Annotated in this window: 10 protein-coding genes, 4 pseudogenes and 1 CRISPR repeat array; of the genes and pseudogenes, 11 read left to right on the forward strand and 3 right to left on the reverse strand. The window is 60.4% G+C overall.

Annotated elements, in window-relative coordinates; translation table 11 throughout:
* Window positions 1-698: a CRISPR direct-repeat array (repeat unit 32 nt; unit sequence GTCGCTCCCCGCGCGGGAGCGTGGATCGAAAC).
* A gap of 12 nt (window positions 699-710) precedes the next feature.
* The 7 genes and pseudogenes from EK416_RS09480 to EK416_RS09515 form a co-directional block, all read left to right on the forward strand.
* Window positions 711-1,238: pseudogene (locus EK416_RS09480) on the forward strand (IS630 family transposase); the annotation flags it as partial.
* Window positions 1,239-1,319: 81 nt separating this feature from the next.
* Window positions 1,320-2,065, forward strand: a pseudogene (locus tag EK416_RS09485) (IS5 family transposase); the annotation flags it as partial.
* Between the two features lie 201 nt (window positions 2,066-2,266).
* A complete protein-coding gene (locus EK416_RS09495) occupies window positions 2,267-2,773 on the forward strand; it encodes an RNA polymerase sigma factor (protein ID WP_127077265.1) in 507 nt (168 codons plus the stop codon).
* Between the two features lie 43 nt (window positions 2,774-2,816).
* Entirely contained in the window at window positions 2,817-3,818 is a 1,002-nt protein-coding gene (locus tag EK416_RS09500; RefSeq protein WP_127077266.1) for a FecR family protein, read from the forward strand.
* A gap of 160 nt (window positions 3,819-3,978) precedes the next feature.
* A complete protein-coding gene (locus EK416_RS09505; RefSeq protein WP_127077267.1) occupies window positions 3,979-6,825 on the forward strand; it encodes a TonB-dependent receptor in 2,847 nt (948 codons plus the stop codon).
* A gap of 13 nt (window positions 6,826-6,838) precedes the next feature.
* Window positions 6,839-8,041 (forward strand): cytochrome-c peroxidase, encoded by a 1,203-nt coding sequence (locus EK416_RS09510; protein WP_164729957.1) that lies wholly within the window; start codon window positions 6,839-6,841, stop codon window positions 8,039-8,041.
* A 57-nt stretch (window positions 8,042-8,098) separates the two neighbouring features.
* Window positions 8,099-8,750, forward strand: a pseudogene (locus EK416_RS09515) (integrase core domain-containing protein).
* 54 nt (window positions 8,751-8,804) lie between these two features.
* Here EK416_RS09515 and EK416_RS18225 read toward each other — a convergent pair.
* Both EK416_RS18225 and EK416_RS17740 read right to left on the reverse strand, forming a co-directional pair.
* Window positions 8,805-8,972, reverse strand: a pseudogene (locus tag EK416_RS18225) (Arm DNA-binding domain-containing protein); the annotation flags it as partial.
* Entirely contained in the window at window positions 8,923-9,273 is a 351-nt protein-coding gene (locus EK416_RS17740) for a hypothetical protein (protein ID WP_164729954.1), read from the reverse strand. The gene EK416_RS17740 and the pseudogene EK416_RS18225, both read right to left, overlap by 50 nt.
* 115 nt (window positions 9,274-9,388) lie before the next feature.
* Here EK416_RS17740 and EK416_RS09525 point away from each other — a divergent pair, with 115 nt between their 5' ends.
* The 3 genes from EK416_RS09525 (at window position 9,389) to EK416_RS09535 (ending at window position 12,362) form a co-directional block, all read left to right on the forward strand.
* Entirely contained in the window at window positions 9,389-10,522 is a 1,134-nt protein-coding gene (locus EK416_RS09525; RefSeq protein ID WP_245434013.1) for a L,D-transpeptidase family protein, read from the forward strand.
* Window positions 10,523-10,823: 301 nt separating this feature from the next.
* Window positions 10,824-11,795 carry a DUF5996 family protein gene (locus EK416_RS09530; RefSeq protein ID WP_127077270.1) on the forward strand — a complete coding sequence of 324 codons (972 nt, stop codon included), beginning with the start codon at window positions 10,824-10,826 and terminating at the stop codon, window positions 11,793-11,795.
* 267 nt (window positions 11,796-12,062) lie between these two features.
* A complete protein-coding gene (locus tag EK416_RS09535) occupies window positions 12,063-12,362 on the forward strand; it encodes a hypothetical protein (RefSeq protein WP_127077271.1) in 300 nt (99 codons plus the stop codon).
* 88 nt (window positions 12,363-12,450) lie between these two features.
* Here the strand turns inward: EK416_RS09535 and EK416_RS09540 are convergent, their stop codons facing one another.
* The gene (locus tag EK416_RS09540) at window positions 12,451-12,828 is read right to left on the reverse strand and encodes a hypothetical protein (protein ID WP_127077272.1); all 378 of its coding nucleotides are present in this window, start codon (window positions 12,826-12,828) and stop codon (window positions 12,451-12,453) included.
* A 636-nt stretch (window positions 12,829-13,464) separates the two neighbouring features.
* On the opposite strand from EK416_RS09540, the gene EK416_RS09545 reads away from it, so the two are divergent.
* Window positions 13,465-13,782, forward strand: a complete 318-nt coding sequence (locus EK416_RS09545; protein ID WP_127077273.1) for a hypothetical protein — start codon at window positions 13,465-13,467, stop codon at window positions 13,780-13,782.
* Window positions 13,783-13,811 lie beyond the last annotated feature (29 nt).

Raw genomic sequence — 13,811 nt, forward strand, 5'->3', positions numbered from 1 at the left:
GTCGCTCCCCGCGCGGGAGCGTGGATCGAAACGTCGAGTTTCAAGCGCATCAGACGCTGCCGCACGCGTCGCTCCCCGCGCGGGAGCGTGGATCGAAACCAGCGCTCGTCGAGGGCGCTCTGCGCCGCCTGATTGTCGCTCCCCGCGCGGGAGCGTGGATCGAAACCGCATCGATCGCCTTTGCATCGATGTAGCGCCTAGTCGCTCCCCGCGCGGGAGCGTGGATCGAAACGAAATATGGGAGCCAGCCTGCGGGCCGGGGTCGAGTCGCTCCCCGCGCGGGAGTGTGGATCGAAACCGGGCGAATGTAATCGCGGGATAGTGCGTCAGCACGTCGCTCCCCGCGCGGGAGCGTGGATCGAAACACCAGCCGAGACGATGCAATCTGCCCGTCAATGGGTCGCTCCCCGCGCGGGAGCGTGGATCGAAACAACCGCTGCCTGACCATTGCGAAGGCGGTCGCGGGGTCGCTCCCCGCGCGGGAGCGTGGATCGAAACATGCCCTGCGCGCGGATCACCGCGCCCGTGGCGAGGTCGCTCCCCGCGCGGGAGCGTGGATCGAAACGACAGCCTTCGGCGCTTCCGCAAGATCGTGGGCAGGTCGCTCCCCGCGCGGGAGCGTGGATCGAAACTTCTCGGCAAGCATGAGCTTCTGCGCGGCCTCCGGTCGCTCCCCGCGCGGGAGCGTGGATGCGCGGCAGGCAAGCCTTGATCCGGCGAAGCCGGTCTTCATCGACGAGACATGGATCAAGACCAACATGGCTCCCCTGCGCGGCTGGGGGCCAAAGGGAAAGCGTCTGCGCGCCTATGCTCCGCACGGCCATTGGCGGACGCTGACATTCATCGGGGCGCTGCGGCTGGACCGGCTCACCGCGCCTTGCGTCTTCGACGGCCCGATCAACGGCGAGTGCTTCCGCGCCTATACCGAACAGCAATTGGTCCCGGTCCTCAAACCCGGCGACATCGTGGTCATGGATAATCTCGGCAGCCATAAGGGCAAGGCCGTGCGGATGGCGATCCGCAAGGCCGGGGCGAGGTTCCTGTTCCTGCCTCCCTATTCCCCTGACCTTAATCCGATCGAGCAAGCCTTCGCCAAGATCAAACACTGGATGCGATGCGCCCAGAAGCGAACCATCGAGGACGTCTGCGCCCAGATCGGCACCCTCGTCGAAACAATCGTCCCCGCCGAATGCAAAAGCTACTTCGAGAACGATGGATACGGTTCCGTCAAAGCATGAAACGCTCTAGGTCACGTCCCCATAAAGGGGTTCCCGAATCGGGCGTGCTGTGATTCCAACTCCCAAACGGGGGAGTTTCTCATGGCGCGCTTCGATCTGACGGATTTCGAGTGGTCTGTGATTGAGCCTTTGCTGCCGAACAAACCGCGCGGCGTTCCGCGCGTGGACGACCGTCGCGTGCTGAACGGCATCTTCTGGCGGCTGCGCACCGGTGCGCCGTGGGCCGATATTCCGGCCCGATATGGCCCCCATACGACCTGCGTGAACCGCTTCAACCGCTGGCGAAAGGCGGGCGTGTGGGACCGACTTCTCGAAGCGGTTTCAAAGGCTTACGACGGCGACATCCCGATGATCGACTCGTCATCCATCCGTGTCCATCAGCACGCGGCCAATGGTAAAAAAAAGTCGTCCGATCCCGTTGCATGGGTCGCTCGCGGGGCGGCCTGACGACGAAAATCCACGCACTCGTCGACGCCAACGGCCTGCCGATCACGTTGAAACTCACCGAGGGGCAGGCCCACGACGGCCGCTCGGCCGAGGACATGCTGGACGAGGTCAAGGCCGGCGCGATCCTGCTTGCAGACCGCGCCTATGATAGCGACGGTTTGCGCCATACCCTCGAACAGCGCGGCGCGTGGGCCAACATCAGGCTCATGCCGAACCGGAAGAGGCGTCCGGCCTTCTCGGCGTGGCTTTACCGACAGAGAAATGCCGTCGAGCGATTCTTCAACAAACTCAAACACTTCCGCGCCGTTGCAACCCGATACGACAAGCGCGACGACAATTTCCTCGCATCCGTCAAGCTGGCATCAGTCCGTATCTGGTTACGAAGTTACGAGTCGGTGACCTTCCCGAGGCAGGCTTACGAGCAAGATCCACGCGCTTGTCGACGCCGAAGGCCGCGCGATCGGCTTGGCGCTGACAGCGAGGTACTATTATAATAGTTATAATATATTGATATTGCGTAACAAATTTTGCTGAGATATTCACGCGATAATCGTCTTTGTGCGTGTGGCCACATCCTCATCATGACCATCGATCATTTCGGTATCGCCGCTCTATACTCGAACGAGCAAGCCAGACTGAAACGCAAATTGCAGCGGCAAGGATTAACGGCGTCTTCCGCCGACGACGCCGTGCAGGATGCGTTCCTTCGCCTGTTGCGCTTTTCAGGTGCCGACATTCAGAACGAGCGAGCCTATATCAACAGGGTAGCTGAAACGGTTGCCAGCAACACCATGCGAGGAACCCGCCGAGGGGCGGCGGTCATTGATCCGTGCGCGGCTGTCGACGAAAATGTGGCCGATGCCGCGCCGCTCGCCGATGCCCGGATAATCTCACAAGAGCAATTGACGGCGCTTGAAGCCGCTATATCCGAGCTGCCAACCCGCTGTCGGGAAGTTCTTCTTCTTCACAAATATGAGGATCTGAGCTATGCGGAGATTGCCGCGCATCTCGGCATCGCGAAAAACACCGTTATGGTGCATATGGTGAAGGCTCTTGCGCGCCTTCGGGCGTGCCTCCAAGAACAGTGAAATTTTCGACTTCATTGATGCATATTGCTATCCGAGAATTCCTATGGCCGCGAAGAATGGACATTCCGTCGAAGACGACGCTATCGAGTGGTTCGTATTCCTTCGCGACGCTTCCACCACCGACGAGGACCGTGCGCGCTTTCTTGTCTGGCGCGATGCCGACCCGGCGCATGCGCGCGCCTTCGGCGAGATCGAGCGATTATGGAGCAATCTCGATCATGTGTCCCCACAATCCCCTGACCTGCTTGGGTCCGGCAAGGAAGACGTTTCGCGCCCGATGCCTTCGCATACCCCGCCACCCCACGCCATCGGCGGACACGTGCTGTCCTTCGGTTCGAGGGTGGCCTTCGGTTCGAAGGTTGCCGCAGCAGCGCTTGTCTTATGCGGGCTGCTGATATGGGCATGGATCCCTCACGACTTCGCAGACTACCGTTCGGGCATCGGTGAGCGCCGCACTGTGCTGCTGGACGACAATTCCGAAATCGAGCTTGGCACGGCGACCGCTATCGATGTGGCCTTTTCACCCACGCAACGTGAAGTCCGGCTTCTCGAAGGCGAGGCGTTTTTCACGATCACGAAAGACGCCGCGCGACCTTTCATCGTGGCCACGCCTCAAGGCGAGATCGAAGTGCGCGGAACCGCGTTCAATGTGAAGATCACCGACGCGGTGGCCGTCGCCGTCGCCGAGCATAGCGTGACGGTCCGATCGGCAGGGGGTGCCACCGCGTCCGTTCAGCAGGGCAAAATGGTGCGCTTCGACCAGAAAACAGTCTCTCCTGCTTCAAATGCGGATCTCGAAGCGATTCAGGCCTGGCGGCGTGATCAGCTCGTTTTTATCGATACCCCACTCGAAACTGTGCTGACGGATTTGCGCCGCTATCGTCGCGGGCGCATCGACCTCCTGAGCGCCGTGGCCGGTCAGAAGAGGATCACTGCGGTGTTCGAGAAAAATCGTATCGACGATGCCCTCGATACCATAGCGGAAAGCCTCGATCTTCGCGTGATCCGCGCAACGAGCCTGTTCACGGCGCTCGTGACCAACTAGTGGTCCGATTCCGACCCCTCGCGAGCAAATGCCGGATCAAAGAGATCGGTAGCACTCCCCCAAAAAAAGAACGTAGCCAGTAATTACTCCGCCCGCGGCCGGTGTCTCCGTAAATGGAGGCACTGGGCCGCCTCCTCGAAACTGGGCAAGGGGTTGGGGCATGGGTAAGGCACGCGTGCGCGCAAAGCGCGCGCCGAAAGCTGTCGCGGCTTGCGTCGCGGGGGTTAGTTTCTTCTTTTCAACGCCGTTCGAGAGTGTCTTGGCGCAGCAAAGCGCCAGCAGACAAATCAGTATCCCGGCGCAGCCACTGGCTTCGGCGCTCGTCGCCTTCTCGCGCCAGACCGGGGTGGCAATTTTCGCGCCTTCGTCGGCAACCTCGGATAAGCGCTCGTCTTCGGTAGGGGGCAACCTGAAACCCGATGCAGCATTGCGCGCGCTGCTCGCTGGCACCGGATTGTCCTATACTTTTACCTCCGCGACCTCAGCGAAGATCGTGGCTGGAGGAGTGGTCCTCCCTGTTGACGGAAGCGAGACGCTGGACGAGATCGTCGTGGAGGACGGTGCGGGACCGCAATTCTTCGGTACAGCACCAGCAGACACCGGAACAACTGCCATGTCCGGCGACCTTCTTCAGGTCCGAAAGGACGGAACCGGCGATGCCAACGCCATCCTCAAGAACCTTCCGAACGTTCAATACCAGAACGAAGCGAAAAAAGATGGCGGCGATGACGATCAGTCTGTCATCGACTTGAAGCCGAAGGAAATGTCCATCTCCGGTGCGCGCGTTTACGAGAACAACTTCATAATCGATGGCATACCGACCAACAACGTCGCTGGAAGCGTAGAACGCTATGGCGACGAAGATCTGTCGGACGGCTTTCCGAACGCCGACCGCATCTACGGTCTTCACTCGCAGACGGTCTATGTGCCGGCCGAGTTTCTCGATACGGCAACGGTCATGGATAGCAACGTGTCCGCGCAGTACGGCAACTTCCAGGGCGGCGTCGTATCATACAAGTTGAACGAACCGGCGAAGGATCGCCTGCGCACGACCGTAACGACCGGTTATTCGACAAGCGACTGGGCCGAATACAATCTCAAGACCGAGAGCAAGACCAACCCGAACAATGTTCAGCAACCGGACTTCGTCAAGAAGCGCGGGAGTCTCACCGTCACCGGCCCTGTCAACGACTGGCTGTCGATCCTGGGGCAGGTCTCGCATGAAGAGGCCCTCACCCATAAGGACAAGCAGTATCGGTATTACTCCCAGCGCGTGGAGGAAGATTCAGACAAGAATTTCTACCGCTTCAAGGCGAATGCGGACACCCGCTACGGCGAGTTCTCGGCCGAAGTCATCTACGATACGTACCGGCAGCTTTGGGAAAGCCACACCTACCGGGATTTCAAGATGGATATCGGCAAGGATACACTCACGGCGAAGCTCGAAAACACATACAAAATCGGGAATCAGGCGTTCGCTGGTGTCAGTTTCGGGAATGTGAAGCTCACTTCGCGGATGAGCTATAACGGCAGTGAAACAACGGACGACGCCAACGGCAATATAGCGCGCATCAAAAAGCAGACGGAATACGCGGGCGGAGCCGTGAAGTGGACATCCACCGAGTTGTCGGACTGGTGTCGTACGGACCCAACTCTCAAGCAGGCGACGCTCTGCTATGATGGCGCTTGGGGAGATTCTCTTCAGAAACAAAAACAGGTGTCTTGGTCTGAAGCGGTAACAGGCGATGTCTTTCTCGGAAAATTCTCCTTCGGTACGGATTATGCCTACACCGACGCGCAGCGCTCCCGGCCGGAGGACTTCATTTATTATAGCCAGTACACAACCGTTTACGGCGCGAAGGTCTCTCAGTTCGATTGCAGCAAAACCTCCGAGGAATGCAGCAAGGAGCAGTTCGCGAGCATAAAGACCGTCTGGCGCGCCTATGACATCGACGCGCAATTGCACGACTTCGGCAGCTACGCCGAACTCGACCAGACATGGCGCTGGTTCAACATCCGCGCCGGTGCCCGAGCGAGCCTCGACAGCTACATGCACAATCTCGACATCGCGCCTCGCCTGGTTGCGACCGTGACGCCTTTCGAGGACTTTTCCGTCTCCGCTGGCTATAACCGCTATTACAATGCGCAAAGCCTCGCCTATGCCATTCGCGATCAGCAACCGCGCGGGCAAGCCTACATCAGGACGCAAACGTCAGGCTCTGTCAGCGACAGCTGGACGGCGCGTGTCGTCACCGGCACTTACACCAACAGTGCGTCCGGCCTCGACACGCCCTTCAGCGATGAGCGGACGATCTCCATCGCAGGAAAGGAACCGCTTCTCGACGGCTCCTGGCGTATTCGCTTCCTCGACCGTCGGTCGTTCGACCAGTTTGCCTCAGAGGCTAACGGCACGACCTACACTCTCACGAACAACGGCAAGGGCTTCTATGAGTCGGTGACGGGCGAATATCTGAAGCGCCTCAATCCACTGGCGGTCCCTTATATGGACGCGCTCGCCTTCAACGCGTCTTTCACCTGGTCCCGCCAGAGGGTCTCTAACGACAGCTACTTCGAGGATGATCTTCTCGATGATCGCATCTGGTACAACGGCAAATCGTACTCGCTCGGCGGGTTCGGCGCCGTGCTTGGCAACCTCGACATACCGATGCGCCTTCAGGCGGGCCTGACAAGCCGGTGGTTCGATGGCGCGCTGGCCTTCGACATCTTCGGTAACTACAATTTTGCCTTCCGAGGAATTCGCGACACAGAAGAAACCATCAGCATCGACGGTATAACCCACACGATCTACGAGGATTTCGACTTCAGTTCCCGTTTCACGGTGGACGTTGCGGGCGCTTACACCTTCTTCAAGGAGGGCGATACGAGCTTCACCGTCGACGGGCGCGTCGACAACGTCTTCAATGAAACGGGTAATGCCACAGCGAGCAACGCGCGTCCCTGGATCATCGGGCGCACGGTCTGGGTCGGGGCGAAGGCAACCTTCTGAAGATTTCGATCACATGAAACCCATGCTCTTTTCCAAACGTCTTTTCTTCGGCGTGGCGGCTATTGCGGTCGCCACTTCGTTCCTCATTCACACCCATGAAGAAGGTCGTAAGGCCGAAGTCGTCCGCGAGGAAGCGGCGCAACTCGCGACGTCGAAGGCAGACGCGGAACGGCTGATCGAAGATTTTCCGTCCGATCCCGACGCTCAAGCCCTCGGTCGCGTTCGTCAGGCTTATGAAAGGGCACGGGCCGCCTGGCCAGCGCCCTCCTTGCTTCCGGACGCCAAAGTCGCCGAATTCGCGCCGCTCGAAATCCGGCAGAAGCCAAGCGGAATCGCAATCGCGAAGGTCGACCTTGGCCGCATGCTGTTCGAAGATCCGCGACTGTCCGCATCCGGACAGATCGCCTGTCAGAGTTGCCATAATCAGGAACTCGGCTGGGGCGATGGTTTGCGCTCGTCCTTCGGCCACAATCGCAAGCGCGGCAAGCGCAATGCGCCGCCGCTGTTCAGCGCCGCCTATCGTCCGGCCCTTTTCTGGGACGGTCGCGTTACGAGGCTTGAGGAGCAGGCGCTCGGGCCCATGGCAAATCCTATCGAGATGGCGGTCCACGATTTCAGCGACGTGACCGCGCGTCTCGCAAAAGACGATATTTATCGGAAGCGCTTCCGCAGCATTTATGGTTCGGATCAGATCAATATCGCATGGGTTGCAGACGCCCTCGCCGCTTTCGAAACGACGATGGAGCGCCCGACCCGCTTTGATCGCTTCCTCAAGGGCGACGCAGCGGCGCTTACCGATGAACAAGTGTGGGGCATGCATCTTTTCCGCACGAAAGCCGGTTGCATGAACTGCCACAGCGGCCCGCTTCTCACCGACGAGCGCTATCACAATCTCGGCCTTTCCCTGCTCGGCAGACCGCTTGGCGACACAGGTCGACACGCGGTGAGCGGGCTTGAAGACGACGTGGGCCGGTTCCGCACGGCGAGCCTGCGTCACGTCTCGAAGACGGGGCCTTACATGCACAACGGATTGATCCCGGATCTTCGGCGTGTCGTCATCTTTTACGAGATCGGAGGCGGCAAGACGCGTCCCATCACCGGCCAACCTGCGGACGATCTCATGCGCGCTGCGGCGAAGACCTCGCCTCTCGTTAAAAAATTCGACCTCACGCCAGCAGAGCGGCAGGCACTCATCGAATTCCTCAAAGCGCTTTAGGTTTTCAGTCCCAGCTTGTAATGGTGTATTGTTAACGCCGTCACAGCGGGAGGGACTATGGGCCAGGTACTACACGGGTGCGCCACGACAACGCACGCTGTTCGAACGGAACTACAGCGATCGGAAGCTCCGATCGCGGAGCTCGCGAGGCGCTACAACATCAACGAGAAGACCGTGAGAAAGTGGCGCTGAAGGCGGCAAGGGCTTCCTGTTCGTCGCCGTCGACCGCACTTCGAAGCGCGTGTTCGCCCGCATCTATCGCAAGGCGACCAAGCTCGCGGCCGCAGCCTTCCTCAAGGTGCTCGTTGCCGCCGTTCCCTACAAGGTGCACACCGTCTTGACCGACAACGGCGTTCAGTTCGTCCAGCGCGACAGGTCCGGCGACTTCGTCGCTCACGTGTTCGGCAGGGTCTGCGACGAGCAGGGCATCGAGCACCGGCTCACCAAACCCTACCATCCCTGTACGAACGGTCAGGCCGAACGCATGGTGCGAACCATCAAGGACGCGACAACTCACACCTTCCATTTAGGCTCGATCGACGATCTCCGCCGTCATGTCCGGGACTGGCTGTCGGCCTACAACTTTGCCGAGCAACTCAAGGCCTTGCGCTTCCGAACACCCTTCGAGGCTATCCGAAAGCTCAGCGAGGAAAAGCCAGACCTCTTCATCCGAAAACCAGACCATCACACATTGGGACTGAACATCTAGAAGTCTCCTTGCTTCTGCACGCTTGTCGCGCGCCGCCGATAGAGCGATGTCGGGGTACTTCCCGATGGCGAGGGTTTTGTTCTTACCGAGATGACGATAGTTCATGCGCCATAGCTTCGAGCCGTTAGGCCGAACGAGGAGATAGAGACCGTCTGAGTCGGAAAGCTTGAAATCACGCTCTGTCGGCTTCGTGGTGCGGATTTTCAAATCGCTGAGAGCCATAATCGATACCTTCAATAATACCTCGACTTCGGGTGCGCTTGGACGGTACAGATGCCACGAGACAAGTCACTTTAAACGGTTGGCGAATTTCGTTGGAATTATTGGCTTTTGGGAGTAATTGGGACTGCACGAGATCATGGCACCGTTGACCTCGGCGCAACGGGAAAATAACCCCGTTATAGACATAATTCGGTGTCACGTAGCGCATTATGGTTACCGGCAAATCGCGTTGCGGTTGCTTCAAATTGAGTGCTGGAGACGGGATGGGGATGATGAAACCGAGGGTCTTGGCTGCTTTCATGGCGGCCGCCTTCATGGTCGTCGCAGGGTCTTTCGGAGCTGACGCTCAGCGCCGGGGAAGCTCGATCGACGATTGGCTTGGCTTTGACCAGTCGGACGACTCCTGGGAACAACCGATGCGAGACCGCGCCTTTCAGCGCGAATGGGAAACCCAACCCGACCGCGGCTTCCCGACTCTTGCCAAGGAAAATATCGCCACCACCAAGACCGCGATCAAGCAATATGCGGAGATCGTCGCGCGTGGCGGCTGGCCGCAGCTTCCGCCGATCGAACTTCGCACCGGCATGAGCCATCCGGCTGTGGTGCAACTCCGCACGCGCCTGCAGGTTACGGGCGATCTCGCGGCTTATGGCGGCTATCCGGAGGTCTTCGACTCTTACGTCGAACAGGCGGTGAAGCGGGCGCAGCAGCGCCACGGCATTCCGCCCACGGGCTTCCTCGACCAGACGACGATCGACGCGCTCAACGTTCCCGCCAGCGCGCGGCTTCGCCAGCTCCAGACCAATCTTGTGCGCCTGCAAGGCCTTGTGCCGGCCACCCCGGCTGGCAAATACGTGGTGGTGAACATTCCGGCTGCCCAGATCGAGGCTGTGAACAACAATCAGGTGGTTTCCCGCCACGCAGGCGTCGTGGGCAAGCCGGACAGGCCGTCGCCGCTTCTGACCTCGGCGATCGAGGAGATAAACTTCAACAAGGAGTGGGTCGTGCCGCCCACGGTGTTGAAATACGACCTCGTGCCGAAGGGCCGCGGTGGGCAGGATGTGCTCGCGAAGTACAAGATCGACGCCTACGCCACGCATGAAGACTATGCGAAGGGCAGGAAGCTGGATCCGGCGCAGATCGATTGGTCGTCCGACGCGCCGCTCCGCTACTTCTATGTGCAGGCGCCCGGCGACGAGAACCCGCTCGGCTTCGCGAAGATCAATTTCGCCAGCCCACAAGGCGTCTATATGCACGACACGCCCGGCCAGAGCGTGTTCCAGAAGAGCTTCCGGGCCGACAGCTCCGGCTGCATTCGCGTGCAGAACATTCACCAGCTGGTGGCGTGGCTGCTTGAAGACAACGGCTGGTCGGTGCAGCAGGTGCTGCGCATGAAGCAGTCGGGCGAGCGGCTTTTCGTGCGGCTCAAGAAGCGGGTGCCGCTGTATTGGACCTATATCACGGCTTGGTCCACGCCCGATGGAACCGTGCAGTTCCGCCGCGACATTTACCGCAAGGACGGCGTGGAGGCCATCGCCTCGGCCTACTAGGCCCCGTTCCGATTGGTTCGCAATCGCACCTTATCCGATCAAACGCCGGGCACCCGCCCGGCGTTTTTTTTGTGTCCGCTTGCGAACTGCGGCTGCCCGGCGCCGATCAGACGAGCCGATCAAGGCCCCGCTTCAAGGCGATATATCGGGTGGCCATTTTTGCGCCGGCAGGGCACAAGATCGCGTCTCGCGGGTATCACCGTCTGCGGCCAGCGCGAACAAACCCCATTGCATCCGCGCTCGAACCAGGTCCTTGCGAACGCTGTCTGCCGTGCGGTTCGAGCGCGCCCAGGAGAAGCACATGGATTCGCTCCCAGCGTCGACATCGCGCGATTGGCCCGACATCCCCTATGCCGCATGGAAAGACACCGCCGCTACGCTCCAGCTTTGGATGCAGATCGTGGGCAAGGTTCGACTTGCGCTCACGCCATGGCTCAACCATTCATGGCACGTCCCGCTTTACGTGACGTCACGCGGCCTCGACACCTCGCCAATTCCTTACGGCGCACGAACCTTCGAGATCGCCTTCGACTTTCAGGACAACGTCCTGACAATCACGACGAGCGAGGGCAGTCGCCGCGAACTGAAGCTCGAACCGCAAACTGTCGCCGACTTTCAGGCCCGGCTCATGGAAACGCTGGGCAGCCTCGATATCGCGGTGAACATCTACGAGATACCGTCCGAAATTCCGGACGCGATCCCCTTTCGCGAGGACACTATCCATCGCGACTACGACCGGGACGCCGCCCACCGCTTCTGGCGCGCGCTTGCACAGGTCGACCGCGTCTTGAAGCTGTTTCGAACGGGCTTTATCGGCAAGTGCAGCCCCGTACACTTCTTCTGGGGCAGCTTCGACCTCGCGGTGACGCGCTTTTCAGGAAGGCGCGCGCCGCTGCATCCGGGCGGTGTGCCGGGAGTCTCCGATGATGTGACGCGCGAAGCCTATTCGCATGAAGTGTCGAGCGCGGGTTTCTGGCCAGGCGGCAACGGTATCGACTATCCCGCCTTCTACTCCTACGCTTTCCCCACGCCGGACGACTTCAAGCGTCGCCCGGTGGAGCCGGATGCGGCGTTTTTCAGCGATGCGCTTGGCGAGTTTCTGCTGCCTTACGACGCGGTGAGGACTGCCGCCGATCCCGACTCGCGGCTCATCGCGTTTCTTCAGAGCACATACGACGCAGCCGCAACGACCGCCAGATGGGATCGCGAGGCGCTCGAATGTCCGCTGGGGCGGCCGGGCATCCCGAGGCCGCTCGACGGGCGGGGGCCATAGAAGCCGTGATCGGCGTGCGAGCACGCTGTCCCAGCGGCAATAAAGCGGCTTGTAAGCGCGCCGTCCGCTGCCCGTTTCGGTATTTCACGCACCGATAATCGTTAAAATGGAGCGCGTCCCGACAGACCTTCCTCAACGTCGCACGCCTAGCATCGCTCCCAGCACGAGGCGAAACCTGCGTGGCTCGACGCTCATCGAGCTGAGAAGAATGGGAAACGCGTTGAGGCGTCGCCGAGCATCGGTTTTGGATCTGCGATGGAGGACGACATGGACCGGAAAAACGTGAAAGCTTTTGGACTTGGGTTAGCCACGGGTTTGGCGATAGCGGCGCTTGCTGGCGGCGTGGCAGCGCAGGAACGAGGCCGCATCAACGACGGTCAACCGCTGCAGATCGAACGCGAGCCTAACGGGCTTGTCGAACCCAACCCGGAAAAAGGCGGCGTGATCGATGTCGACGAACTTCTCGGAGTCGAGCCCCAGAGAAGAGCGAAGGAAGATGCGGAGCAGGAAAAAAGATCCGCCAACCAGCATTCCCGGCACAAGGAAAAGGGGCCCGAGGGCCGTTAGGATGAAGCTTTCGCAAGAATAGCTCGCCCTAACACCCCCTGAGTACGGCCCGATTCGAAAATGGCCGGCGTCTGACCGATCGGAAGCGTCAGCGCGCGGGGGCGAACACCCTGGAAGCCTTGATGCGCTTTGCCAGAATCTCGGCAAAACCAAGCACCGCGAGGCCCGACACGATATGCGCGATGTGAACGAGCTTCACCGTCTCGATGTCGGCGATGCCCTGCTGGTAGATCCCGATTGCCGGCGTCGCAGCCGCGACGATTGCTGCGAGGATTGCCACGAAAGTGGCACGCGAGAAGCCCTGAATTGCGAGCAGAACCAGCGCCAGCGCCGCAAGGCCGCCAGCTGCTTTGTGAACGAGAAGCGGAACGCCCTCCACGGGCAGGTATTTGCCGAAGAATGCCGCCCCAAGGCCGAGCGCGATGAGGCCGCCAAGGCGGACCAGAATGATGAGAACAGTTGTCATGTCACTTCCCTCGAAAGAGCACGCCGCATGGATGCGACGGGTCGCGAATGCTGCCTCGACGATTAGGCGCAAATCATGGCGAAGACGAGCGGCAGCGGGGTCGCATCCGGTAGCGGCAGGCGCCCCTAGAACAGCATCGCTGCCCCCAACGCCGTATGTTCGCGCATCTATTGGCGCCCCACTCGCCGCTCGCTTAAGGGGCGCTCCCAGCGGCGGACTGACAGCGACGCTTCTGAGTCTCTGAATCGAATCGGTCCAATTCGCTGTTCCGGCCTTTTCGGGCGAAGCACAGATCGGCTTCGCCACGCGATGGGGATGCCCCTGAGTGTTATCCGGGCAACCATTCTCGTAGTACCGAACAAGCGGACGTCGAAGAACAGGGCACCGGTTGCCGCTCCCTAAAATTGGTTCGGAAATCGAAGTCATCCTGAAAGCCGCGAAAGGCAAGCTAGGACAAGTAACTCACAGGTCGAACGCCATTAACCCCGAACGGTATGCCCCCCCTGGGGATGGCCCACTGAAAGGGGCTTTCGGTTAGCTGCCAGTTTCCCTACCGGTGAGTGTCGACGTAGCCCCTCTCCCGACGCCGCCCCGCAGCAGGGCTGGCGGTCGCAACGAATAGCGCTGGGAATCGAGATGGAAAACAGCCTGAAGCGGCGTAACTCCCATGTGGCGGCGATTTCCCTGGCCGTGATGTTCGGTTTCGCGGTCTGCGGACCGGCGCAACATGCTGTCGCCCAGAGCCCCGACAGCCGCATTGGCGGAGGCGCGCCGATCGCGGTCGAGCCACCGCCGGACGTCCGCGGGCCGCTTCCCAGCAATCCGGCTCCACCGCTGCAGGTCGAGCGCACACCAAACCGGCTTGGTGCTCCGCCGAGCGCCGCCGAACCGCCCCGTGCGGGTGTGTTGGCGAAGCGCACGCCCCGCTCGCAAAGAAACCGGGTGCGACGATAGCCGCTGAAAAATACTGAAAAATGAGCGGA

It is taken from the genome of Rhodomicrobium lacus, from assembly GCF_003992725.1.
GTDB classification, from domain to species: Bacteria; Pseudomonadota; Alphaproteobacteria; order Rhizobiales; family Rhodomicrobiaceae; genus Rhodomicrobium; species Rhodomicrobium lacus.

What these genes read in the sequence shown, in the direction of transcription:
- EK416_RS09510 (WP_164729957.1), top strand. Translation starts at nt 6,839, where the DNA reads ATGAAACCCATGCTCTTTTCCAAACGTCTTTTCTTCGGCGTGGCGGCT.
- EK416_RS09535 (WP_127077271.1), top strand. Translation starts at nt 12,063, where the DNA reads ATGGACCGGAAAAACGTGAAAGCTTTTGGACTTGGGTTAGCCACGGGT.
- EK416_RS09505 (WP_127077267.1), top strand. Translation starts at nt 3,979, where the DNA reads ATGGGTAAGGCACGCGTGCGCGCAAAGCGCGCGCCGAAAGCTGTCGCG.
- EK416_RS09525 (WP_245434013.1), top strand. Translation starts at nt 9,389, where the DNA reads ATGCGAGACCGCGCCTTTCAGCGCGAATGGGAAACCCAACCCGACCGC.
- EK416_RS17740 (WP_164729954.1), bottom strand. Translation starts at nt 9,273, where the DNA reads ATGAAAGCAGCCAAGACCCTCGGTTTCATCATCCCCATCCCGTCTCCA.
- EK416_RS09540 (WP_127077272.1), bottom strand. Translation starts at nt 12,828, where the DNA reads ATGACAACTGTTCTCATCATTCTGGTCCGCCTTGGCGGCCTCATCGCG.
- EK416_RS09530 (WP_127077270.1), top strand. Translation starts at nt 10,824, where the DNA reads ATGGATTCGCTCCCAGCGTCGACATCGCGCGATTGGCCCGACATCCCC.
- EK416_RS09500 (WP_127077266.1), top strand. Translation starts at nt 2,817, where the DNA reads ATGGCCGCGAAGAATGGACATTCCGTCGAAGACGACGCTATCGAGTGG.
- EK416_RS09495 (WP_127077265.1), top strand. Translation starts at nt 2,267, where the DNA reads ATGACCATCGATCATTTCGGTATCGCCGCTCTATACTCGAACGAGCAA.
- EK416_RS09545 (WP_127077273.1), top strand. Translation starts at nt 13,465, where the DNA reads ATGGAAAACAGCCTGAAGCGGCGTAACTCCCATGTGGCGGCGATTTCC.